The sequence below is a fragment of the Gemmatimonadetes bacterium SCN 70-22 genome, assembly GCA_001724275.1.
Taxonomy (GTDB): domain Bacteria; phylum Gemmatimonadota; class Gemmatimonadetes; order Gemmatimonadales; family Gemmatimonadaceae; genus SCN-70-22.
The window spans coordinates 200,007-222,572 of sequence record MEDZ01000003.1 but is presented as its reverse complement, the minus strand read 5'-3'; the positions used below and the strand labels follow the sequence as shown (position 1 = coordinate 222,572).

Below are 22,566 nucleotides of genomic sequence, written 5' to 3'. Positions count from 1 at the left end.
AGCACTCGCCCTGCCGGCACACCGGGAGGCTGGCCCTACCCGGGGGCCGCGATCTCGCGCAGTGCCGTCACGAAGACATCCAGCTCAGCTGCGGTCGTGTAGACGTGAGGCGTGACCCGCACACCATGCACGCCCGCACCGTCGATGGCCACCGTCCAGATGCGATGTCTCTCCATCAGCGTGCGCGCCAGGTCACCGGGTTTCATCCCGTCCACGCCCACGTTGGCGATCGCGCACGAGCGCAACGGGTCGCTCGGTGTGTTTAGGATGACGTTCGGCATCCCGCGTACTTTCGAGACCCAGTAGTTCTGCAGGTATCGCAGTCGTGCCTCCTTGCGAGGCGTGCCGATGGCCTCGTGGAAGTCGATCGCGTCGCCGATCGCGAGATCGGTGTGCACGGGATGCGTCCCGGTGTGGTTCAGCTTCCGGATGTCGTCGTCCTTGAAGCTCGAATCGCCGAACAGCGGCCACAGCGAGGAAACGCGGTCACGGCGCACGTAGAGGATTCCCGCCCCCAGCGGTGTCCCCAGCCACTTGTGCAGCGATGCCCCGTAGTAATCCACGTCGAGGTCGGGGATGCGGAAGTCGAGCTGGGCCAGCGCATGCGCGCCGTCGACCATGACCTGGACCCCCCTCGCGTGCGCCATGTCCGCGATCTTCCGCACGGGAAGGATCTGTCCGGTGATGTTCACCATGTGGCACACCATCAGGAGCCGAGTGCGTGGCGTGATCGCATTGGCGTACAGCTGCACGATCTCGTCGTCGCTCGACGGGTCGATCGGAAGCGACACCACGCGGTTCACCATCCCGTACCGTCGCGCCTGCAGCTTGAACATGTCGAGCATGGCGCCGTAGTCCTGCGCCGCCATCACCGCCTCGTCTCCCTCCTTCCAGTCGAACCCGCCGATCACCGTGTCGAGCGACTCGGTGGTGTTGCGGGTGATGATGAGCTCCTCCGGGGCGCAGCCGGCCAGCGCGGCGAGGCGCGTGCGCACCGCCTCCTTGTTCGGGTACTGGCGCGTCCGCATGTAGTGTGACGCCTCCAGGTTCACGTCGCGCACGTGCCCGATGAAGCGCTCGAGCACCTCCTGCGCCTGCATCGAGTAGTAGCCGTTCTCGAGGTTGATGTAGTCAGGCGTTAGGCGGTAGCGCGTGCGGATGCCGACCCAGAAGTCCTCGTCCCGGGCGAGCGCGTCGACGGGGAGGCGCGCATATCGCGCCAGTTGTCCGGGAGCGAAGAAGACGCCGAGCGAGGCGCCACCGAGCGTACGCAGGAAATCGCGCTTGTTCATCGGAGAGGGGACACGGGTGCGGGTCAGCGGTTGAAGTAAGCTCGCCGCCGTCCCGCCGGCGAGGGGGCGCGACCGGGACGTCGCGCCGGCCTGCAATCCCGTCCTGCCGGGGGGTAATTCCACCCATTCGCGTCATCCCCGTCCGCATCATCATCCCTGCGTGCGCCAAGTGAGTGACCGATCCAGCCCCCCTCGTGAGGTATAGTCCAATGCTCCAGCTCCTTTCCTCGTTGCTCCTCGAGTCACGCATCCCCGCCATGCGGCCCCTGGCCCGTGCGGCCATGATCGCCACGCTCGTGGGGATGACGACCGGGACCACCGCCTGCTCCGAGAACGAATCCACCGGCCCGAACCAGCGCCTCGTCTATGGAGACGCCCAGGCGCTGGGCCAGGGGACGGCGCGCAGCTACGTCATCCTCGACAACGCCGGCAAGCCGGCATCGTTAGGTGTGGCGATCTCCGAGACGGCGATGGCCACTCTCCCGCAGGCCACCATCCCGGGGTTGCCCGCGGCGGCGATGCTCACCCTCACGCTCCCCGCGGAGGCCGCCTACACCGGCTTCAACCACGTCATGCTCGACTGGAACCCCGCCGGACACGAACCCGAGCACGTCTACACGCACCCGCACTTCGACTTCCACTTCTACCAGATCACTCCGGCGCAGCGCAACGCCCTGCTCCCCACGAATCCGGACTTCGCTGCCAAGACGGGGGTCTTCCCGGCAGCCGAGTATGTCCCGAGCGGCTACATGGCGATGTCGACCCTCGCCAACATCCCGCCAGCAGCCGCTGCGGTCCCCTTCATGGGCATGCACTGGCTCGACACCTCGGCCCCCGAGCTGCAGCCGCCGCCGAACAACAAGACCTTCACCAGCACCTTCCTCTGGGGCTCCTACGACGGGCGCTTCATCTTCCTCGAGCCGATGATCACCAAGGCGTTCATCGACACGGCCAAGGGCAAGTCCGAGGGCATCACCTTCCCGCTTGCCGTGCCGGCCAAGGTGACCTCGACGGGGATGTACCCGAACGCCTACTCCATCAAGTACGATGCGGCGGCCAAGGAGTACCGCATCGCCCTCGACGGACTCGTGGCCAAGCAGGCGGCGCAGTAATCCCGCATCGGCGGGGCTGCCCCTCGGGCGCTCCACAGAGGGACATCGCGGCCGCTGCCCCCTCCGGGGCGGCGGCCGCGATGCCTTGCGTCATCCTGCACGCTGCGGTTGCTTGGAAAACGTGGCGCAGCGGCCGATCGCCCTGGCCGCCCCACCGAGGAACTCGCCAACCTGTCACGCGGGAGGATGTCATGTCCGTCGCCAAGGTCACCGAGATCATCGCCTCGTCGGAGAAGTCCTTCGACGACGCCATGGCCGCCGGCATCAAGCGCGCCAACCAGACATTGCGCAACATCCGGGGCGCATGGGTCAAGGAGATGAAGGTGGACTGCGAAAACGGGAAGATCACGACCTACCGCGTCACCATGAAGGTCACCTTCATCCTCACCGACTGAGCGCGCGGCTGCATGTTCCCGCCCCTCCTCCGCCATGCCCCGCCCCTCTTGCTCCTGACGGTGCTCTCCGCCAGCGTCTCGGCGGCGCAGGATACGGGGCATCGCTGGAAGGTCCACGACCCCGACCGACCCAAGCCTCCCGTCGTCACCCCCGGGGCGCAGCCGGGCCTCGCACCGAGCGACGCCGTCGTGCTGTTCGACGGGCGGTCCCTCGACGAGTGGACGGCACGCGACGGTTCGCCCGCCCGGTGGGTCGTCGGGGACGGCTACATGCAGACCGTCCCCGGAGCCGGCGCCATCGTCTCCAGGCGGGCGTTCGGCGACGTGCAGCTGCACGTCGAATGGTCCACACCGTCGCCGGCCGTGGGGACAGGGCAGGGACGCGGCAACAGCGGCATCTACTTCATGGACAACTACGAAGTGCAGGTGCTGGACTCGTACCGGAACCAGACCTACGCCGACGGGCAGGCCGCGGCGCTGTACGGGCAGCACCCACCCCTCGTCAACGCGTCGCGCCCGCCGGGCGAGTGGCAATCGTACGACGTCGTCTTCCGCCGCCCGCGCTTCGGCGCCAACGGCGCGCTGGTGTCACCCGCGCGCATGACCGTCTTCCACAACGGGGTCCTCGTGCAGGACAACGCCGAGTTGTGGGGGCGCACCAACTGGCTGGTCGCCGATCCGTACGCGAGGCACCCCGACGCGCTGCCGTTCGTGCTCCAGGATCACGATCACCCGGTCCGCTATCGCAATTTCTGGGTGCGGCCGCTCCCCGACCCGCCATCCGACGAGCGCGGCCCCCGCGCGAGTCGGCCAAGGATCTCCCTCTCTCCCACGGCGCTGCAGCGCTTCGTCGGGACCTATCGCCGCGGCGCAGAAACCGTGGCGGTCGTCACCCGACGCGGCGCACACCTCTTCCTCGACCCGTTCGGGCGAGGCGTCCAGATCGAGCTCATCCCGCGAGACGCGACCAGCTTCGACTTCCAGCACACGGCCGGCACCGCCGAGTTCATCAGCGAGCCGGGCCGGCCGGCGCGCCTCATCGTCAGGGTCGCCGAGGTCGAGGCGACCGCGGAGCGTATTCCATGACGGCTCACGACTTCGTGTTGGTCCTGGCTCGGGAGCTGACTGCGCTCCGCGCCGAGGTCCTCGCCTATCCCGATGACCAGTCGGTGTGGGCGCTCCCCCCCGGCGCCCCGAACAGCGGGGGGACGCTCGTGCTTCACCTCTGCGGAAACCTGCGCAGCAATGTCGGGGCAGGGCTCGGCGGCTCGGGATACGTGCGCGATCGCGACGCCGAGTTCAGCACCCGCGGCGCGTCACGCGCCGAGCTCGCGGCGCTCGTGGACATCACCGCCGCCGAGGTCGGAAAGGCGCTCGAGGCCCTTCCCCACGAGCGCATGGCCGGCACGATGACGGTGGCGAACTCCACGCTCCCGGTGAGCCGCGGGTTGTTGCATCTGGCGACTCACCTTGCGTACCATCTCGGGCAGGTCGATTTCCATCGGCGACTCGTCACCGGAGACACACGCGGGGTGGGCGCCCTCGGAGTCGCCCCCCTGGCCGGCTGAGTCGGCGCGTCGCGCCCGGCCGCCTATTCCGGCTTCGCCGGAGCGGCTGCGGGCTTGGGGCCGCTCCCCTGGTTCCCTCGTCCGCGCCACCGCGGCTCGGGAGGTGCCGCCCGACGCGCCAGCAGGTCCTCGTAGTACGCCACCACCCGAGGCCGGACGCTGGCTTCCGTGTCACCGACCTCGGCCCGGAATGGCGCATAGCGATGACGATCGTCGCTCGAGACGCTGAACCACCACCACGGGTCGTCCTGAACGCCGCGCAGGCCCTCTCGCGTGCAGGTGTAGGTCCGCTCGTTGTCGACGAACGAGAAGGACGTCGGCGTAATGGCTTTGGCTTTGGACATGCCTAAAGGTAGTCGATCCTCCCCTCCAATTGACCCCTGTCCCGTCGCGTTCTCCCGCAAGGGGCCCCCGTTCCACGCCGCGTCGCGCGGCACGCGACCCTCAATCTTCTCGCTTCCCAATCGTAAGACGTTTACACGCAACGACTTACCGCTGATTTGATGTCCACCATGACCGATCAGGATCGCCTCCTCGGCACCCGCCGTGGTGGGCTCGAGGCGCTCGCTTCCGTGCCTCCTCTTCATGCTCCTGACCCCGATCATGGTGCTGCTCATGATTCCGCCGGTCCGCCCATTCAACCTCTTCTTCACCTACGTCGTTCCGCTGGTGCCGCTCATGGTCCGGTGGGACGGCGTCGTGTCGCCCCTGCGCACCTACGACGCGCACGAACTGCGGGCGCTGGCAACATCCGTCCCACACAGCCATCGATTCCGCGGGGACGCGGGCGAGATCGCGCTCAACGGTCCGATCCCCGTCACGTACCTCATAGGACTCCCCAACGGCTGACCGGCGCTTCGCCCACCGCCTCCCGCTCCCTCGTGACCACAGCCACACCCCCCATGCGCGCTCCTGCCACGCTCGTCGCAGCCCTCCTCCTGACGTTGACCTCGACGGGCCCCGTCGCTGCGCAGCCGCCCCAGCCGGCCGACACCGCCGATCCGGTCGCGTACCTCGTGTCGCAGCTCGACCTCGAGCGCTATAAGGCGACCATCAAGGGGCTGACGCAGTTCGGTGACCGACGGCAAGGGACGGCGCGCAATCGCGCCGCTCTCGACTGGATCGAGGCCCAGCTGAAGAGCTACGGCTGCACGAACACCGAACGCCTCGACTACGACTTCACCCCGGCGCCACCGGCGCCGCGACCGGCGCAAGCGGCTGGCGCGCGCCCCGGCGCAGCCACTCCCCGTCCGGGAGCCGGCGGATCGCGCCCCCGGGGCATCCGGGCCCGCACCGGGGTGAACAACGATTCGCTCGCGCAGCCCGACGCGCGCCTTCGCGCCCTCAACGCCGAGCCGAGTACGCCGGGAAAGCGGCAGAACGTCTACTGCACCAAGATCGGCACCGCGCACCCCGACGAGATGTACATCGTGGGCGCGCACATGGATGGCATCGGCTGGGGTGAGGCCGCCAACGACGACGGGTCGGGAACGGCGCTGGTCATGGAGCTCGCCCGCGTCTTCTCGATGCCGGGCGTCACGACCGATCGATCGATCCGATTCATCCTCTGGAACAACGAGGAGACGGGGCTCAACGGTGCCCGCGCATACGTCGCGCAGCGCCAGGCCCTCCAGGGCAAGGAAGTACCGGCAGGATCGGGGAGGTACCCGGAGCCCCGGTGGCTCGGGATGATCCAGCACGACATGATGATGTGGGACCACGGCATGCCCCGCGCCGACGGGACGCTCGATCCGGAGCAGCGCCCGGAGGCCGACGTGAACGTCGAGTTCCAGTCCAACTCGAAGATGTCGGAGCAGTCGGCCAGGCTCGCCTGGTTCTTCCACGCGGCGAACGAGAAGTACGCCACCGACTATCCGGCCACGGTCGGTCCCCACATGACCAACACCGACTCGGCGCCGTTCCAGGACATCGTTCCGTCCATCTCGTTGCGTGAGAACGAGCGCGGGGCCCACACGGGCAACGGGTGGAACCCGCACTGGCACCAGCCCACCGACCTCTTCTCCACGTACAGCGACAAGGATTTCCGCCTGGGCCTCAACGCCGCCCAGACCACCCTGGGAGCGCTGGGGATGCTGACGGGAGCACGCGTGTCTCGTTAGGCCGCGATCGTCGGTCGCCGGGCCCTGTTCCACGCACCCGACGGTGGGTGGGACGGGGCCGGCCACTGGCCCCGCGGCAGCATCACCACGGCCGCACCCGCTCGCCGAGCTTCCCGAGCGCCAGCATTTCCGCGAGCTCGTCGCCCAGCCGCTCGCTCTCGTCGAGCACCCGCTGCCAGGTGCGCTGCCGCGTGGCCTCATCCATCACGTAGAAGTCCCGGCGGTCCGGGATCTTCTGGTTAGGCAGGCTCGCGACGAAGGCATCCGACGGGGCGATCAGCAGCGCCCGGCGAAAGTTGTCGCCGCGGGCACGGCGCCAGCGCAACGACTTGTCGAACCACCCCGGGACGATGTGGCTGTAGAAGTGCGGGTACAGCACGAGCCCATCGCCGGGACCGAAGTCGAGGTCGAGGTGATAGTCGAGCACCCCGCCGTCCCAGTGCACCCCCGCCGGCGTCCCCGGGATCGTCACCCCTTCCATCAGCAGCGGGATCGATCCTGACGCCAGGAGCGCCGCTCGCAGGTTCTCGGGCGTGAGCGCCACGTGCGTCGTGGGGAGGTCGGAGATGGCCCGAAATGGTGACGCGTCGCCGGCGCTGTGGAAGATGAAGCGCCGCATGTGCAGCGCCAGCGACTTGCGGCTGACGAGGTTCCCCGCCGCCGCCAGCGCGATCCCGCCCATCAGGAGCGACCGCCGCTCGCTCGCGGCCAGTCCGCGCCCCTCGGCGGTGATGACGTGGAGTCGCGCCCACGGATGGCTGAGGATCTCCTCCACGCCGGTGGCGCCCAGTATCAGGTCCAGCGCGCGCGACAGGACCTCCGAGACTTCTTTCGTCGAAGGATGCCGGCTGTAACGCTGCTCGTAGATGTAGGCGTGATGCCCGCGCGCCAGCGCCGCCACCGGGTCGCGCTGCCCCAGGCATGCCATGCGCCAGCTCCCGATCGACGAGCCGATCAGGTGAAGCGGGCGCCTGCGGGACGCTGCCAGGAAGGTGCCGAAGAGGAAGCGGTCTAGCCCGGCCAGCGCCAGCCACTTGGCTCCCCCGGAAGCGCCCGGCATGATGTCGACGTCATCCGGCCGCAGCCCGCGCTCCCGGATGATGCGGAGGGCGTCTGGTCCGGCGCGAAGGGAGAGCGCGTGCATGCGTCGGGAAGCTAGCGCCTTCGTCCAGCTGGCCGAAGCGGGCCGTGCGGTACCACGACGCCGTGACACCGCACCTACGAGACGCGCGCCCCACGGCAGTCAGCCATGGAGCGCGCGAAAGGACCACGAGAGGCGCCGGCCGGAATCGAACCGGCGAATAGCGGTTTTGCAGACCGCTGCCTTACCACTTGGCTACGGCGCCATGACCGGGGAAGCTAGGGGGGCAACCCTCGGTCCTCAAGGTGAAGCGCGTCGGACCCGGCGGCACGTCAGGTCTCCGGTGCCGCCGCGTGTCCTGTGCACTGTCCGCGCTACGCATGCGGGTACGGTGACCCATGCGCTTCCGGCGTTCCCGCACTTTCGTGCGAATGGATTCCTTCACGCCATGACCGTCGCCATGACGATGCATCATACGAGACACGCTCCACGCGTCCCCCTCCCCCGCCGCGCTGCCGCGCGCTGCTCCGCCGTCCTCGCGCAGGCCTCGATTCTCCTCGCTCTCTCCGCCTGTGCCAGTGACGAGGTCACCAACCCGGGGCCCTCGTCCACGGGCAAGTCCGCTGTCGCGAGCGTCGAGTACATCGGGACGCGCGCCGCGCTCTTCCTCGACACGGGGACCGAGCAGCGGACCAAGGTCGTATTCAATGGCGCCTCCGACCCCATTCCCGGCAATTCTCCCCTGCTTCCGTCGCTGGCCGACGCCAACCTGCTCGCATTGGGGCCGCTCTCCTGGAGCCCGACCGGCAACAAGTTGGCGATGGTCGCAACACTCGCGTACGACCAGTCCGAAGTCGTGGTGGCGAACGCCGATGGCAGCGCCCCGCGCGTCGCCTCGCCCAATACCCAGATCATCCTGAGTGCCCCCGATTGGTCGCCGGACGAATCGAAGCTCGCCTACGCCATGAGCACCCTCGGGCACGCCCTCGGCGTCGACATCTTCGTCACCGACCTCACCACCAACCAGGTTCAGCGCCTCACCACGGGGCTCAACTACTCGCAGTTGGGAGGTTCCATTCGCTTCAGCAGCGACGGACGCTTCGTCTTCTACTCGCGCCCTGTGGCCGAGGGAGGGGCTCCCTTGTTCGACAAGGTGTGCGAGGTCTGGCGGATCGAGCTGGCGACCGGTGCGCGCATCCGCCTTGCGGACGGAATCAACGGGACGGTGCAGGCCATCTCGCGCTCCGGCACCTGGGCCCTCGTGATCCGGCGCACCGGCGTCCTTCCGGGCGGCGATTTCGATCGTGCCCTCGTGCGCGTCCCCCTGACCGGCAGCGGTCCCGAGCTCTCCCTGATCCCCAAGGGACTGGTGCAGTACGCCCACCTCACCAACGACGACCTTCGCGCCATCTACGCCATCGACGAGGCAACGGTCGCAGGGAGCACGGCGCTCGCCTTCCGCTCCGTCGCCGCCGTGGGGGGTGAGGTCGTTGCCGTCCGCGGGACGGGAGCGCAGACCATCGTCGCGGACGAGTTTTTCAGGCCGTAGATTGGGGGGATGACCGCTCCCGCCGGATCACCCTCTCTGGTCTCGCTCGACGCCATTCGCGAGGCACGCACGGCCATCGCGCCGCACGTGCACCACACCCCCGTGATGGGGTCGAGCTACCTGGGGAGTCGCGCCGGCGCATGGGTCGTCCTCAAGCTGGAGCTCTTCCAGAAGACGGGATCGTTCAAGGCGCGAGGGGTCGTGAACACCCTCCGCCAGCTCTCGGCTGAGGAGCGCGCACGGGGAGTGATCTCGCTCTCGGCGGGGAACCACGCGCAGGCGCTGGCATGGGGAGCATCCCGCTTCGGGATCAGTGCCACCATCGTCATGCCGTCGACGGCGGTCCCCTCGAAGGTTGCGGCCACGCGGGGGTACGGCGGCGAGGTGATCCAGACCGACGGGGATCTCTTGGCCACTGCCCTCGAGCTGCAGCGCGTGCGTGGCCTCACCCTCGTCCACCCCTTCGATGACCCGCGCGTCATCGCCGGCCAGGGAACGGTCGGCATGGAGATCATGGAACAGGTGCCGGAGGCCGACGTCGTCATCGTCGCCTGCGGCGGGGGGGGACTCATTTCCGGCGTCGCCGCCGCGATCAAGCAGCGACGCCCTTCGGTGCGGGTCATCGGCGTCGAGCCCGAGGGGGCGGCCGCGATGACACGATCGATCGCCGCCGGCTCACCGCAGCGCCTCGCCTCGCTCGACACGATCGCCGACGGCCTCGCCGCCCCCTTCGCCGGCACGCGCAACCTCGCGCACTGCCAGGCCTTCGTCGACGACTGGATCCTGGTGTCCGACCGCGAGATCGTGGAAGGGATGCGCGTCCTGATGGAGCGCTGCAAGCTGCTGCCGGAGCCTGCCGGCGCCGCGGCCGTGGTGCCACTCCTTGCCGGGCGCCTGGCCGTCCCGCCAGGGGCAACGATCGTCCCCGTCATCTGCGGCGGCAACGTCGACCTCGAGCGGCTCGGGGGGCTGCTCTAGGCGCTCCCGGCGCCACGGCGCGCCCCTACTCGTCCAGCAGCACGACCGTCACCGCCGTGGCCCCGTGCGCCCCGATGACCAGCGACTGCTCGATGTCGGCCGTCTTGGATGGCCCCGCCAGGAAGACGCCGAACGCGTCGGCGTCGACGTCGATCGCGGCGTAGGCCGCATGCTGGTCGGCGACGATCGTCGAACGCGGCAGCACGACGACGACATGTCGCGCCAGGACGAGCGCCGCGCGCTCACCCAGCTGCGACGCGGAAAGCCAGATCCCCCCGTTCTCCGCGACGCCGACCGTCCCCTCGCACACGAGGACGTCCAGGCGGGCCAGGGCATGGGGGTCGTCGGGGAGCTCGACGTTGCCGGCCACCCCGGCCACCATCGACAGGCAGCTCCCCGCCCGATGTTGCGGCTGGCGATGATCCCGGGCGAAGGGCGACACTCCTTGCGATTCGCCGGTCTCGCTCGCACCGGCGCCGGCGGCCGCGACGATCGCCGCCAGCTCCCCACGCCGTCCCCGGACGACGCGCGCGGCCGCTCCCTCGGCGGCGGCGACGAACCGCGCCAGCAGGACATCGTTCGACTCGTCGCCCCGCGGGAACGGCTGGCGCACGTCGGGGAGCGGGAACGCGGACGTGCCGAAGGTCTCGAGGCGCGCGTCGCGCACGGCGCGGAGGATGTCATCACGCGCACTCATCCCTCCCCCCTCCGGTTCGCCCGATACCACTCGCGGAAGCTTTCGCGGGGCGCCTCGGGCAGGACACGCGTTCGCCCCCAGGCGCCCGTCAGGTGACGGGTGACGTGGCGCGGCACGACGCGCAACAGCGCGCGCGAGATCCTCCCCGCCAGTTGCAACGCTCGCGGACGGGCCAGCATCGCCCCCAGCTGCCGCATGAACCATCCCCTGGCGGGGGAGAGGAGCCCGGCCCGGGCCACCACCTGCCGCCACGCATACAACTGCGCGTCGAGGTCGACCTTCACCGGGCACACCGCCGTGCACGACCCGCACAACGTGCTGGCGAACGGGAGCGCCGCGTACTGGCGCAGGTCGGCCCCCGGGGTGAGCACCGCCCCGATCGGCCCGGGAACGGTCGACCCGTAGCTGTATCCACCCGAGCGGCGGTACACCGGGCACGTGTTGATGCACGCGGCGCAGCGGATGCACTTGAGCGACCCCCAGAACTCGGCGCGCCCGAGTTGCGCGCTGCGCCCGTTGTCGACCAGGACGACATGCAGCTCCTGCCCGTCGCGGGGTGCGTGCATGTGCGAGGTGTACACGGTGCTCGCCTGTCCCGTCGCGCTCCTGGCGAGCAGCCGAAGGAAGATCCCGAGGTCGGCGGCCCGAGGCACCAGCTTCTCGATCCCCATCGAGGCGATGTGCACCGGCGCCAGGGCGGTCCCGAGGTCGGCGTTTCCTTCATTGGTGCAGACCACGATGCCACCCGTCTCGGCGATCGCGAAGTTCACCCCCGTGAGCGCGGCGTCGGCAAAGAGGAAGCGCTCACGCAGGTGCACGCGTGCCGCCACGGTGAGCGCATCCGGGTCGGATTCCCCGGCTGGCGTCCCCAGCTGCTCGTGGAACGTCGCCCCGATCTCCTCCTTCTTCAGGTGGATGGCGGGCATCACGATGTGGCTGGGTGGCTCGCCGCGCAGCTGCACGATCCGCTCCCCCAGGTCCGTGTCGGTCACCTCGACCCCGCGTGCCACGAGGTAGCCGTTCAGCCCGCACTCCTCGGTCAACATCGACTTGCTCTTCACGAGGTGCCGGGCACCGCGCGCCGCCAGGATGCCATGGACGATCGCGTTGTGTTCCTCCGCGTCACGCGCCCAGTGCACCCGGATCCCGCGCGCCGTCGCGCGTCGCTCGAACAGCACCAGGTACTCGTCCAGCCGCGAGAGCGTGTGCGCCTTGATGGCCGAGGCCAGGTCGCGCAGCGCCTCCCACTCCGCAACCGAAGCGGCCGCGCGATCGCGCTTCTCCCGCACCATCCAGAGCGACGCGTCGTGCCACGTGGTACGGGCCGCGTCCGCCACGAAGCGCTCGGCGGCGGCGGCATGGTCGATCGCGCCATGCGCGTCGAGCACGGGAAGGGTGCGCCCCCCCGTTGCGGGGCTCACGTGGCCCCTCCCGACTTCGCACCCGCCCCGGTCGCCGCCATCCCCGCGAGCACCTCCGCCACGTGCCACATCGGCATCGTGCCGGCGGCGGCACGGTCCAGGCCGCGCAGGTGCAACGCGCACGAGAGATCGGTCGTGACGAGTGCGGTCGCGCCGCCGGCCCGCATGTCGGCCAGCCGGTCCTGTCCCATCCGCGACGACACCGCTCCCTCCGTCACGCTGAAGCTCCCGCCGAAGCCGCAGCATTCGTCGGGGCGCGCCTGCGGTGCGAACGACAGCCCGTCGACCGTCTCCAGCAGGGCGCGTGCCTTGTCGACCGCCGGCAGCTGCAGCTCGCTCGGCGTCGCCACCCCGAGGGCGCGCCGCGCATGACAGCCGATGTGCAACGCCACCCGCGCAGGGAGCGTCGCGGCCAGCGATCGCACGTGCGCAACGCCCACCACGTCGTGCAGGAACGCGCAGAACTCCCAGGTGCGGCGGGCGACGCCCTCACCTTCCGCATGTGCGCCGGCCGCGTGCGCCCGGACGTGAGCGGCACAGCTCCCCGAGAGTACGACCACGTGGTCGCAGGAGCGGAAGGTTTCGCTGAAGCGCGCCAGCGCCGCCTGGCCGTCGGGGGCGAAGCCGGCATTGGCCACCGGCTGGCCGCAACACGCCGCCCCGAAGGGGACGTCCACGGCGAGACCGAGTCGCTCGAGCACGCGGAGGGCCGCGATCGCCGCGGAAGGGGCGAACTGGTCGACGTAGCAGGGGACGAAGAGGGCGACGCGCATGCGAGATCAGCGCTTGCGCCCCTTCCACCACCCGCTCTCCCAACGCGCACTCGTCCCGCGCACGTCGACGTGCGCGAACGGACCGCTTGGCCCCACGGCCTGGTACGTGCCGAGCCCGCCCGCCAGCGACGGATGCGCCTGTTCCACGCGCGCGATGGCCGCGGTGATCGGCCCGATGTCGCGCAGGTCCACGACGCCGTCGCGGTTGAGGTCGTCCATCCGCCCGTTGCCGTCGTCATCGATGATGATGTCGGCCGCGTCGCCATACTGGTGACGACTCGCCCGCGCCATCCCCTCCCCCACCCCACGGTCGTTGTAGTACGGCGCGCGGAAGCCGGAGAGCACGCGTACGTTGCGCGTCGGAATGCCGCGGGCATTCAGGTCCGCGAGGACGAGCTCCAGCTTGTCGATCAGCTTCTCCTCGAGCACGACGTACTTGGGCCACGTGTCCCGCTGGTCGTGGGTCACGAAGTCGCCCAGCGTGAAGTGTTTCGACAGCTGCAACCGCTGGTTCTGCGGCGTCACCTCCACGAAGCCGTCTGGATTGAAGTAGTTGCGACTCATGATCCACCGCTCCGCCGGCCATCGTCCGAGCCGGTAGCCATTCAGCATGTCGCCGCGCTTGGCACCGAAGGGACGCTGCACGATGAGGGCGAAGGTGGACGAGTCCTGGGGCCGCCCCACCAGGTGAACGGCGGGCGTGTGGAGCGCGCGCTCGCCGTACGCATCGACGAAGCCGGGAATCGCCAGGGCTTCCGCGGCGGTCAGCGCCCGGAACCGCAGGGCCCCGCTCTGGCCAAGGAGCGAGTCGGCGAGCGTCACGGTCGCGACCTTCGGCATGTCGGGGATGGGGGGGAGCCCGCTCGGCCCGACGCCGGCCAGGTCTCCCCCTTCATCCACGAAGTCGCGCGCGACGACGGCGACCTTGGCCGCGGCGACCGTGGTCAGCAGGAGGGCGAATGCGATGATGAAGCGGCGAACCCACCCCTTGAGGGCAGCGCGCCACGCGACCCGCGACGACATGCGATCAAGCTAAGGGGAGCGCGGAGGCGGGGACACACCCGCGCGCCCGATGCGTCAAGTCGTTCGTCCGAAAGCGGTTGCGCGCTCCCCCGGGTTCCCGCCACCCTCGGCCAACACCCTGCGGGGCGGTCGGCAACCCCCCGTCTGTCCGACTGCCGGAGCCCCTGGCGCCCGCGATCGACTCGGCCTCGCCGGCGGACCCGTACGGGGCAGGCAATGGAACGATCTTGCCGCATCGTCACGCATTTCGTGCAGATTTGGCACAACTAATTGCGCGGAAATCCATTTTTGTGCTTTATTTCTGCCGTACTGTTCCGCTTTCGGTGCGGAATTCGCATTTTCTGCGGTACAGTCTTCGAATCGCACATCCTGCTCCTCGTTGGCCGCTCGACCAACGCCCCCCACCCCCGTCGACGCACTGCCCCGCCCTGACCCTCTCCGCCTCCATGTCCAGCTCGACAAACAGCGCCCGCAAGTCCGCCATGGCCGCGATCGCGACCCGTGTGGCGAAGGCTGCGCCCTCGCCGAACGGCGACAAGGCCAGCGTCTCCGAGTTCTTCGGGATGAACACCTTCGGCGTGCAGCAGATGCGCTCGAAGCTCCCGAAGGACGTCTACGCCCGGCTCAGCGAATCCATCCGGCTGGGCAAGAAGCTCGACCTCGATATCGCCCCGACCGTTGCCCAGGCCATCCGGGATTGGGCGGTGTCACGCGGTGCGACGCACTTCACGCACTGGTTCCAGCCCCAGACCGGGCTCACCGCGGAGAAGCACGACGCCTTCATCACATTCGACGAGAACAAGCAGGTTCTCGAGCAGTTCACGGCAGCGCAGCTGATCCAGTCCGAGCCCGATGCCTCGTCGTTCCCCTCCGGCGGACTGCGCGCCACGTGGGAAGCGCGCGGCTACACCGCGTGGAACCCGGCATCGCCCGTCTTCATCATCGAGTCGGGCAACGTGCGCACGCTGTGCATCCCTTCGGTCTTCATCGGCTACAACGGCGAAGCGCTGGACGAGATGACCCCGCTCCTCCGCTCCTCCGACGTGCTCTCCAGCAAGGCCATCGAGCTTCTCGCGCTCCTGGGCGACAGGGGAGTGCAGCGCGTGTACACTACCCTGGGCGCCGAACAGGAATACTTCCTGATCGATCGCACGCATTTCGCGCTGCGCCCCGACCTGGTGATGGCCAACCGCACCCTGATCGGCGCTCCACCGCCGCGTGGACAGCAGCTCGAGGATCACTACTTCGGCGGCATCCCGGAACGCATCCAGGCGTGCATCGCCGAGGTGGAGCACGAGCTGTACAAGCTCGGCGTCCCCATCGTGACCCGGCACAACGAGGTGGCACCGTGCCAGTTCGAGATGGCGCCCTACTTCGAGGATATCGACGTCGCCGTCGACCATAACCAGCTGGTCATGTCGGTCCTTCGGCGCGTCGCGCTGCGCCACGGGCTGCAGGCCATCGTTCACGAGAAGCCCTTCGCGGGCGTCAACGGCTCGGGAAAGCACTGCAACTGGGCCATGGCCGTCACCGCGGACAACGAGCTGAACGGCATCAACCTTCTCAAGCCGGGCCGCACGCCACACCAGAATATCCGCTTTCTCGCCTTCCTCGCCGCCGTGCTCAAGGGGGTGCACAAGCACGCCGGGCTCCTGCGCGCCGGGATCGCGACCGCGGGGAACGAACATCGCCTGGGAGCGAACGAGGCGCCGCCGGCCATCATCTCCGTCTTCATGGGCGAGGGGCTCACCCGCGTCATCGAGGAGATCGCCAGCGGCAAGGTGAGCAACAAGAGCGCCGAGCAGCAGCTCATCTCGCTGGGGGTCAACAAGCTCCCCGACATCGAGAAGGACAACACGGACCGCAATCGCACGTCGCCCTTCGCCTTCACCGGAAACAAGTTCGAGTTCCGCGCCGTGGGGAGCTCGCAGTCGGTCGCCTTCCCGGTCACCCTCCTCAATGCCGCGGTCGCCGAGGCGATCGCCGACATGATCGAGGAGATCAAGGCGGAGAAGAAGACGACCAAGTCGACCAGCGACGCCGTGATGAAGGTCATCCGGAAGGCGTTTCGCGAAACCAGGAACGTGCGCTTCGAAGGGAACAACTACTCCGATGCCTGGGTCCAGGAAGCCGCCCGGCGCGGCCTGCTCAACCTTCGCCGGACTCCGGAAGCGCTCGCGCAGCTGAACGTGAGGCGCACCCGGGAGCTCTTTGCCGCGCTCGGCATCCTGACCAGGGAGGAGCTCGAGTCGCGCTACCACGTGCGCATGGAGCGCTACGTGAAGGACATCCTGATCGAGATGCACACGCTCGAGGAGATGATCGACACGATGATCCTCCCGTCCGCCTACGCCTACCAGGGAACGCTCGCCAGCAGCGCCGCGGTCGCCCGGTCGGCCGGCATCAAGGAGGTGCCGCAGGTCGAGCGCGCCAACGAGGTGGGAGCGTTGGCGAAGCAGCTGAAGGCGCGTCGTGATGCCATGGACAAGGTGATCGAGAAGGCCGAGGCCATGCACGACGACCTCGCGCACTGTGCCGTCCTCCTCACCTCGGAGGGGGCCGATCGCATGGCGGAGGTTCGCGCCGCCAGCGACGCGCTCGAGCTCCTGATCGGCGACGAGTACTGGCCGCTGCCGAAGTACCGCGAGATGCTCTTCCCGGTGTAAGGGTCACCCGGCAGGACATCGCCCTAGGCACCTCCACGACGGGGCCCGGTGAATCACCGGGCCCTTGTGCTTCTAATCTGCCACGGTCTGGTTTGCTTGCGCAGCGCTCGGGAGCGTCCAATCGTTGGTCAAATGATGGGTCATTTGGCCCATGCCTTGCAGTGTGCGGCGCGACTCATTGCAGCTGCTATTCCCGATCATCCTCGCATCTCGTCACACCGGAGGCACTCTTGCGCCCGATGCATGTTTTCCGCCTGGTCCTGGCGGCGACCGCCATGTCCCTTGCCGCCTGCGGCGGCAGCGACGACGGCGGCACCACCAACCCACCGTCCGTCGGCGGCTTCACCCTCGCCCTCTCGCAGAACACGTTGAGCGTGACCCAGGGCGGGACCGCCACGGTCACCGCCAACATCACGCGAACCGGGAGCTTCGCCGGGACGGTGGAGCTCTCCACCGAGAACCTCCCCGCCGGCGTCACCGCGAGCTTTACGCCGGCTGCAATCACCAGCGGCACGAACTCGACCACGCTGACCATCACCGCTGCCGCCGGCGTTGCGGCTGGATCCTACAACTTCACGATCCGCGGCAAGGCCACCGGCCTGGCTGACCAGACGGCCAACGTCGCGATGACGGTCACCGCGGCGCCGAAGATCGCCCTGGCGCTCGCCCCGGCCGCCGGCTCGGTCGTCCAGGGGAACAGCACCGCCATCGCGACCACCGTCACGCGCACCAACTTCACCGGTGCGGTCACCCTCGCGGTCACCGGTCAGCCGACCGGCGTCACCACGACGGTCGCGACCAACGGCGATGCCGGGACGATCACGGTGAACGCCGCAGCGAATGCCGCGGTCGGGACCTCCACGCTCACCGTCACCGCCTCGGGCACCGGCGTCGCCAACGCCACGGCCACCTACGCGCTCACTATCACGGCGGCGCCCACGGGCTCCTTCACCGTCGCGGTCGCGCCGGCAGCGCTCACGGTGCAGGCTGGCGCCAATGGGCAGGCCACCGTCACGGTCACGCGCACCGACTTCACCGGTGCCGTCGCCCTCGCCGTCACCGGCGCACCGAACGGCGTGACGACAGCGCTGGGCCAGAGCACCCTGAACAACCCCGACACCGCCACGCCGCTCACGATCGGCGTCGGCGGCGCCGTCGCGGCGGGGAACTACCCACTCACCATCACCGCCACATCGGGTGGCGCCACCCAGACCGCCACCCTCACGCTCACGGTCACGGCGGCCCCGGCCGGCTCCATCGCCCTCGCCCTCTCGGCCACCAGCGCCACCGTCAACCAGGGCGCGTCGACCCAGTTCACGGTCAACATCACCCGCACCAACTTCGCGGGTAACGTCACCATCCAACTCGCCGGCCTCCCGGCCGGGGTCACGCCGACCATCACGACCTCGCCCACGGCAGGCAACGCCGTCACCGTGCAGCTGGCGGTCGGCGCGGCCACTGTCCCCGGATCATACGGCATCACCGTCACCGGCTCGGGCACGGGGATCGCCAACGCCACCACGCAGTTCACGCTCAACGTGGCGCAGGCCCCGGTCGGCAGCGGCAACGTGACGTGGACCTTCGGCTTCTGCGACGCCAGCGAGATCCCGCTCTGGGTCGCGGCGCAGAACGGTAGCGGCGTCTGGCAGCAGGTGGTCGGCACCAACAACGCGTACTCCTTCAACATCACGAGCGCCGGCGGCATCGCCTACGTCACGAAGGGCATCTCGAACGAATACGAGATCAACTTCTACTTCGGATCGCTGGCCGAGTTGCAGTCGCAGGGGACGGCCATCTGCCCCACCGCGACCACGAAAACGGTGAACGGATCGGTGGCCAACCTCGGGACTGGCGCCCAGGCGCAGGTCTCGCTCGGCTCGGCCTTCGCGCAGGTGATGTCTCCCGCCACGACGTTCACGCTCAGCGGCGTGGAAGCAGGAACGGTGGATCTCGTCGCCGCTCGCCAGGCGATCGACTTCGCCAACCCGATGGCCGGCTATGCGACCAACAAGCTGATCATCCGCCGCAACCTCAACCCGGCCAACGGCTCCACCCTCCCGGTCCTCGACTTCGGCGCCGCCGAGGCGTTCGATCCCGTCAGCCGCACGGTCACGATCAACGGAAGTGCCGCCGGCGACCAGCTCTTCGCCAGCTCGACGTACTTCACGGCCAACCAGGGCTTCGCCGTGCTCGGAACGACGCTCGCATCGGGAACCACCGGTACCTACTACGGTGTCCCGTCGGCGCAGCAGGTCGCGTCGGACCTGCACGTGCTCGTCGCCGCATCCAGCAACGCGGGAGGCGGCGGGACAGTCACCTCGTCCCGCATCGTCACCAGCGTGTTCAAGGACGCCGTCGACAAGTCGGTCACACTCGGCGCCGCCCTCAACACCCCGACCTTCACCACGCTGGCCTCGGCCCCGTACCTGCGCTCCCGCGTCCAGCTGGCCCGCCAGGCCGAGTACAACCAGTTCTGGGCGATCGGCTACGGACAGACCGGGCATGCGGTGAGCGTGGTGTACAGCGCGGCCTATCTCGGTGCCAATGCGGTCGACTTCTCCTTCCCCGACTTCTCCGGGGTCTCGGGGTGGCAGAACAGCTGGGCGCCCGTCTCCGGTTCGGAGATCACCTGGAATGCCTCGGCCTCCGGCTGGACGCTCGGAACCGGTGGCTTCACCAACCCCTACTCGGATGGTGCGGTGGTCCTCACGGCGGCGCGGACGGGGTCGTTCACCCCGTAACGATGTCACGCCAGGTGCCGCACGACGGCGCCTGGCGTGACGTGCCCGGACGCCGCAGACGCCAGCGGCCGGCATCGCGAGATGCCGGCCGTTGTGCGTTCCTCCCCGCCGGGGACGATCGTGCGCTACCCCTCCCCGGCCAGCACCTCGCGCAATCGCGCATTGCTGATGTTGGCCCCGCACAGGACCACCCCCACGCGCTCGCCCGCCAACCCGCGCGAGCCGCCAGCGGCGGCGCGACGCTCCAGAGCCGCGAGCGCCACCCCCGCGGCCCCCTCGATCAACTGGTGGTGCTCCTCGATGAAGCGGCGAATGGCCGCGGCGATCTCGCCTTCCTCCACCAGCGTCCATTCGTCCACCAGCGCCTGACACAGGGGGAAGGTGATCGCCCCCGGCTCGATTCCCCCCGCGGTACCGTCGGAGAGCGTGGGGAACGACTCACGCGTCACGATGTGTCCGGCCGCCACCGATTCCGCCATTACCGGCGAGTTGGCCGGAAGCGCACCGATGACCCGCACGCCGGGCATGACATGCTTGAGATACGCGGCGACCCCCCCAATCAGCCCGCCCCCGCCAACGGCCACGACGACCGCGTCCAGCATCCCGCTCTGTCCAGCCATCTCCACGCCAACCGTCCCCTGCCCACACAGCACCTCGATGTCGTTGTATGGCGAGACGTACGTGCACCCCTCTCGCGCGGCAACCGCGCGCGCGTGCTCCTCGGTGTCGAGCCCGTCGACGCCAAAGTGGCGAACCTCGGCTCCATGGCGCGCGATCATCGCCACCTTGGTGGGCGACGCATGGTCGGGGACGTAGATCACCGCCCGGACGCCGGTCATCCGGCAGGCCCACGCCAGCCCCGCCCCATGGTTGCCGGACGACGCGGCGACCACGCCGCGCTCGCGGGCGTCATGCGTTAGGCAGAGGATCTTGTGCAGCGCCCCGCGTGCCTTGAACGACCCGGTATGCTGCAGGTGTTCGCCCTTGAGGCGCACGTCGCCGCCCAACCGCTCGCTCAGGGGCAGGCTACCGTCGAAGTACGTCTCCCGGACGTACGGGCGCAGCCGCTCGTGCGCGCGGCGTATCGCACCCGGGAGCGCGTCGTGGTCCACGTGGTCGGTCATCGGCATTAATCTGGAGGCGGCGTTCACCTTTGCCACCCTCGGTCGCGGAAGCTAGGGTTCGGGTATGATGCGTAGTCCCGCCATCCGGCGCGCCCTGCGTTCCCTCGCCGCGCTCCTCCTCGTCGCGGCGGCGACTCCGCGCGAACTCGCCTCGCAGGCACCCGTCGCCACGCCACGGGTCACACGAGATGACGTGCTGGCGCCGGTTCGCAACGCCATCACCAGCGGGCGATTGCAGGGGGCGCGATGGCCCGTCATCTCCGACGTCGTGCGCGACCTGCGCCTCGTCTACGACAGCGCCCAGCTCCCACTCTGGCTCCACGAGGGGCGTGCGACCCCGAACGCCCTCTCCATCATCCGCTATCTCCAGCTCGCCGAAGGCGTCGGGCTCCGCAGCAGTGACTACGACGCGGCGCACCTCGACTCGCTCGCCCGGCGTCTCCGCGATTCGACGGCGACCCCCGCGATGGCCGGACGTTTCGAGGCGATGCTGAGCGTCGCCACCGCCCGGATGCTCGCCGCCCTGCAGTGGGGGCGCGTGAAGCCGAGCGACGTCCATGAAAGCATCCGGATCCCGCGCGACGACTACAACCTCGCGGCCGCGCTGCGCATCATCGCGGGCTCCAGCGATCCCATCGGCGTGTTCGACGAAGCCGAGCCCCCATTCCTCCATTACCGGCTACTCAAGGGGCAGTTGGCTCGCCATCGCGAAATGGCGCGCGACAGCATCACCGCCGCGTCGCGGCGGCGCATGAACGGGCGCATCACGAAGCTCGAGCTTGCCCTCGAGCGCTGGCGGTGGTTTCCGCACACGTTCCCGGGACGCGTGATCATCGTCAACGTCCCCGAGTTCCGGCTCCATGCCTTCGACCGGCTGACCTCCGACTCCGTCGTCGTCTTCAGCATGGACGTGGTGGTGGGAAAGGCGTATGACCACAAGACGCCGATCTTCACCCGGGAACTGAAGCACCTCGATTTCTCGCCGTATTGGGAGGTGCCGACCAGCATCGCACGCAAGGAAATCCGGCCGCCGGCCCTCCGCTCGCCGTCGTACCTGCAACGCAACCATTACGTGTTGCTGCGCAACGGGCTCCAGGTCCCCGTCACGGCAGCCAACATCGACGCGATCGGCAACGGCGTGCGCGTGCGCCAGCTCCCCGGCGCCGACAACGCCCTGGGACGGGTGAAGTTCGTCTTCCCGAATCCCCACAGCGTGTACATGCACGACACGCCGGTGCAGAGCGTCTTCGAGCGCCAGCGCCGCGACCTCAGTCACGGCTGCATCCGCCTCTCGCGCCCCGTGGAGCTGGCGAAGTGGATCCTGCGCGATCGCCCTGAGTGGACGCCGGAGGCGATGGAGAAGGCGATGTCGCGCTCGACCCCGCTCACGGTCCCCATCACCGAACGCATCCCGGTGTACGTCCTGTACGTGACCGCCATCGCCGAGCGCAACGGCACCATGCGCTTCTTCGACGACCTGTACGGTCATGACCGCACCCTGCAATCGCTGCTCGCCCGCGGTTACCCGTACCCGCGTTAGGCGGCGCGCCCCCTCGCACCACGCGCACAGCCCCAGCCAAGGAGCCCCCGGTGGCGTGCTACTGCTTCGTCGGGCAGGTGCTGATCCCGAAGATCGAGTAGACGGGACACGTCCCCATCAACCCGGTCACGAGTGGCAGGACCCCGATGTACCCCCACGCGCCGCGCCCGGTGACGGCGATGCCGAGGAGGACGAGTCCGAGGACCACCCGCAGCCCACGATCGATGGTCCCTTCATTGCGCGTGAAGAACGAGCTGGCCATGGCGCACTCCGTTTGGTGAGAGGTACCGACCGACGCCCTGCCCCGATCCACGGACCATCACACGAATGGTCGCCGGCGCGCCGGCGCCCTGCGCCAGCCGGAAGCCGCCGACCAATCGTGCGATGACGTCCACCTGTTGAATCCCACCCGTCCTGAATCGGTTTCCCGTAGCGAGCAGGTACAGGCCCCTCCCACGCCCTCCCGTCACCTCTCGTCTTCTCGTC

General features: G+C 69.1%; 20 protein-coding genes and 1 tRNA gene. 11 read left to right on the top strand and 10 right to left on the bottom strand.

Features of this window, described 5'->3' with window-relative positions; translation table 11 throughout:
• Positions 1–35: 35 nt before the first annotated feature.
• Positions 36–1,292, bottom strand: coding sequence for a penicillin epimerase (locus ABS52_02430; protein ODT05028.1), 1,257 nt, complete (start codon positions 1,290–1,292; stop codon positions 36–38).
• Between the two features lie 209 nt (positions 1,293–1,501).
• Here ABS52_02430 and ABS52_02425 point away from each other — a divergent pair, with 209 nt between their 5' ends.
• The 4 genes from ABS52_02425 (at position 1,502) to ABS52_02410 (ending at position 4,367) form a co-directional block, all read left to right on the top strand.
• Positions 1,502–2,404, top strand: coding sequence for a hypothetical protein (locus tag ABS52_02425; protein ID ODT05027.1), 903 nt, complete (start codon positions 1,502–1,504; stop codon positions 2,402–2,404).
• A gap of 191 nt (positions 2,405–2,595) precedes the next feature.
• Positions 2,596–2,799, top strand: coding sequence for a hypothetical protein (locus ABS52_02420; GenBank protein ODT05026.1), 204 nt, complete (start codon positions 2,596–2,598; stop codon positions 2,797–2,799).
• Positions 2,800–2,811: 12 nt separating this feature from the next.
• On the top strand, positions 2,812–3,885 hold the full coding sequence (locus tag ABS52_02415) for a hypothetical protein (protein ODT05025.1): 1,074 nt from the start codon (positions 2,812–2,814) through the stop codon (positions 3,883–3,885).
• Entirely contained in the window at positions 3,882–4,367 is a 486-nt protein-coding gene (locus tag ABS52_02410; GenBank protein ID ODT05024.1) for a hypothetical protein, read from the top strand. Before ABS52_02415 ends, ABS52_02410 begins: the two co-directional genes overlap by 4 nt.
• A 23-nt stretch (positions 4,368–4,390) precedes the next feature.
• Here the strand turns inward: ABS52_02410 and ABS52_02405 are convergent, their stop codons facing one another.
• Entirely contained in the window at positions 4,391–4,711 is a 321-nt protein-coding gene (locus tag ABS52_02405) for a hypothetical protein (GenBank protein ID ODT05023.1), read from the bottom strand.
• A 202-nt stretch (positions 4,712–4,913) separates the two neighbouring features.
• Between ABS52_02405 and ABS52_02400 the strand changes: the two genes are divergently transcribed.
• Together ABS52_02400 and ABS52_02395 are read left to right on the top strand one after the other, a co-directional pair.
• Positions 4,914–5,216, top strand: coding sequence for a hypothetical protein (locus tag ABS52_02400; protein ODT05022.1), 303 nt, complete (start codon positions 4,914–4,916; stop codon positions 5,214–5,216).
• Between the two features lie 53 nt (positions 5,217–5,269).
• Positions 5,270–6,487, top strand: coding sequence for a peptidase M28 (locus ABS52_02395; GenBank protein ID ODT05021.1), 1,218 nt, complete (start codon positions 5,270–5,272; stop codon positions 6,485–6,487).
• 82 nt (positions 6,488–6,569) lie between these two features.
• On the opposite strand, the gene ABS52_02390 is transcribed toward ABS52_02395, so the two are convergent.
• Both ABS52_02390 and ABS52_02385 read right to left on the bottom strand, forming a co-directional pair.
• Entirely contained in the window at positions 6,570–7,631 is a 1,062-nt protein-coding gene (locus ABS52_02390) for an alpha/beta hydrolase (protein ODT05020.1), read from the bottom strand.
• Between the two features lie 130 nt (positions 7,632–7,761).
• Positions 7,762–7,833, bottom strand: a tRNA-Cys gene (locus ABS52_02385).
• 183 nt (positions 7,834–8,016) lie between these two features.
• Between ABS52_02385 and ABS52_02380 the strand changes: the two genes are divergently transcribed.
• Both ABS52_02380 and ABS52_02375 read left to right on the top strand, forming a co-directional pair.
• Positions 8,017–9,117 carry a hypothetical protein gene (locus ABS52_02380; protein ID ODT05019.1) on the top strand — a complete coding sequence of 367 codons (1,101 nt, stop codon included), beginning with the start codon at positions 8,017–8,019 and terminating at the stop codon, positions 9,115–9,117.
• Positions 9,118–9,153: 36 nt separating this feature from the next.
• On the top strand, positions 9,154–10,095 hold the full coding sequence (locus ABS52_02375; protein ODT05118.1) for a hypothetical protein: 942 nt from the start codon (positions 9,154–9,156) through the stop codon (positions 10,093–10,095).
• 25 nt (positions 10,096–10,120) lie between these two features.
• Here the strand turns inward: ABS52_02375 and ABS52_02370 are convergent, their stop codons facing one another.
• Genes ABS52_02370 through ABS52_02355 form a run of 4 tightly spaced genes read right to left on the bottom strand, consistent with a single transcriptional unit; the run spans position 10,121 to position 14,009 of the window.
• Entirely contained in the window at positions 10,121–10,792 is a 672-nt protein-coding gene (locus tag ABS52_02370; protein ODT05018.1) for a hypothetical protein, read from the bottom strand.
• Positions 10,789–12,159 (bottom strand): 4Fe-4S ferredoxin, encoded by a 1,371-nt coding sequence (locus ABS52_02365; GenBank protein ID ODT05117.1) that lies wholly within the window; start codon positions 12,157–12,159, stop codon positions 10,789–10,791. Before ABS52_02365 ends, ABS52_02370 begins: the two co-directional genes overlap by 4 nt.
• A 50-nt stretch (positions 12,160–12,209) precedes the next feature.
• A complete protein-coding gene (locus ABS52_02360; protein ID ODT05017.1) occupies positions 12,210–12,986 on the bottom strand; it encodes a hypothetical protein in 777 nt (258 codons plus the stop codon).
• A gap of 6 nt (positions 12,987–12,992) precedes the next feature.
• Positions 12,993–14,009: a hypothetical protein gene (locus ABS52_02355; protein ODT05016.1), complete on the bottom strand. Its 1,017-nt coding sequence runs from the start codon at positions 14,007–14,009 to the stop codon at positions 12,993–12,995.
• A gap of 482 nt (positions 14,010–14,491) precedes the next feature.
• On the opposite strand from ABS52_02355, the gene ABS52_02350 reads away from it, so the two are divergent.
• Complete coding sequence (locus tag ABS52_02350; protein ID ODT05015.1) at positions 14,492–16,675, top strand: glutamine synthetase; 2,184 nt, start codon at positions 14,492–14,494, stop codon at positions 16,673–16,675.
• Between the two features lie 239 nt (positions 16,676–16,914).
• Entirely contained in the window at positions 16,915–19,416 is a 2,502-nt protein-coding gene (locus tag ABS52_02345) for a hypothetical protein (protein ID ODT05014.1), read from the top strand.
• Positions 19,417–19,541: 125 nt separating this feature from the next.
• Here ABS52_02345 and ABS52_02340 read toward each other — a convergent pair whose 3' ends face one another.
• The gene (locus tag ABS52_02340) at positions 19,542–20,540 is read right to left on the bottom strand and encodes a hypothetical protein (protein ID ODT05013.1); all 999 of its coding nucleotides are present in this window, start codon (positions 20,538–20,540) and stop codon (positions 19,542–19,544) included.
• A 64-nt stretch (positions 20,541–20,604) separates the two neighbouring features.
• Here ABS52_02340 and ABS52_02335 point away from each other — a divergent pair, with 64 nt between their 5' ends.
• Complete coding sequence (locus ABS52_02335) at positions 20,605–22,080, top strand: hypothetical protein (GenBank protein ID ODT05012.1); 1,476 nt, start codon at positions 20,605–20,607, stop codon at positions 22,078–22,080.
• Between the two features lie 58 nt (positions 22,081–22,138).
• On the opposite strand, the gene ABS52_02330 is transcribed toward ABS52_02335, so the two are convergent.
• Positions 22,139–22,342 (bottom strand): hypothetical protein, encoded by a 204-nt coding sequence (locus tag ABS52_02330; protein ID ODT05011.1) that lies wholly within the window; start codon positions 22,340–22,342, stop codon positions 22,139–22,141.
• Positions 22,343–22,566 lie beyond the last annotated feature (224 nt).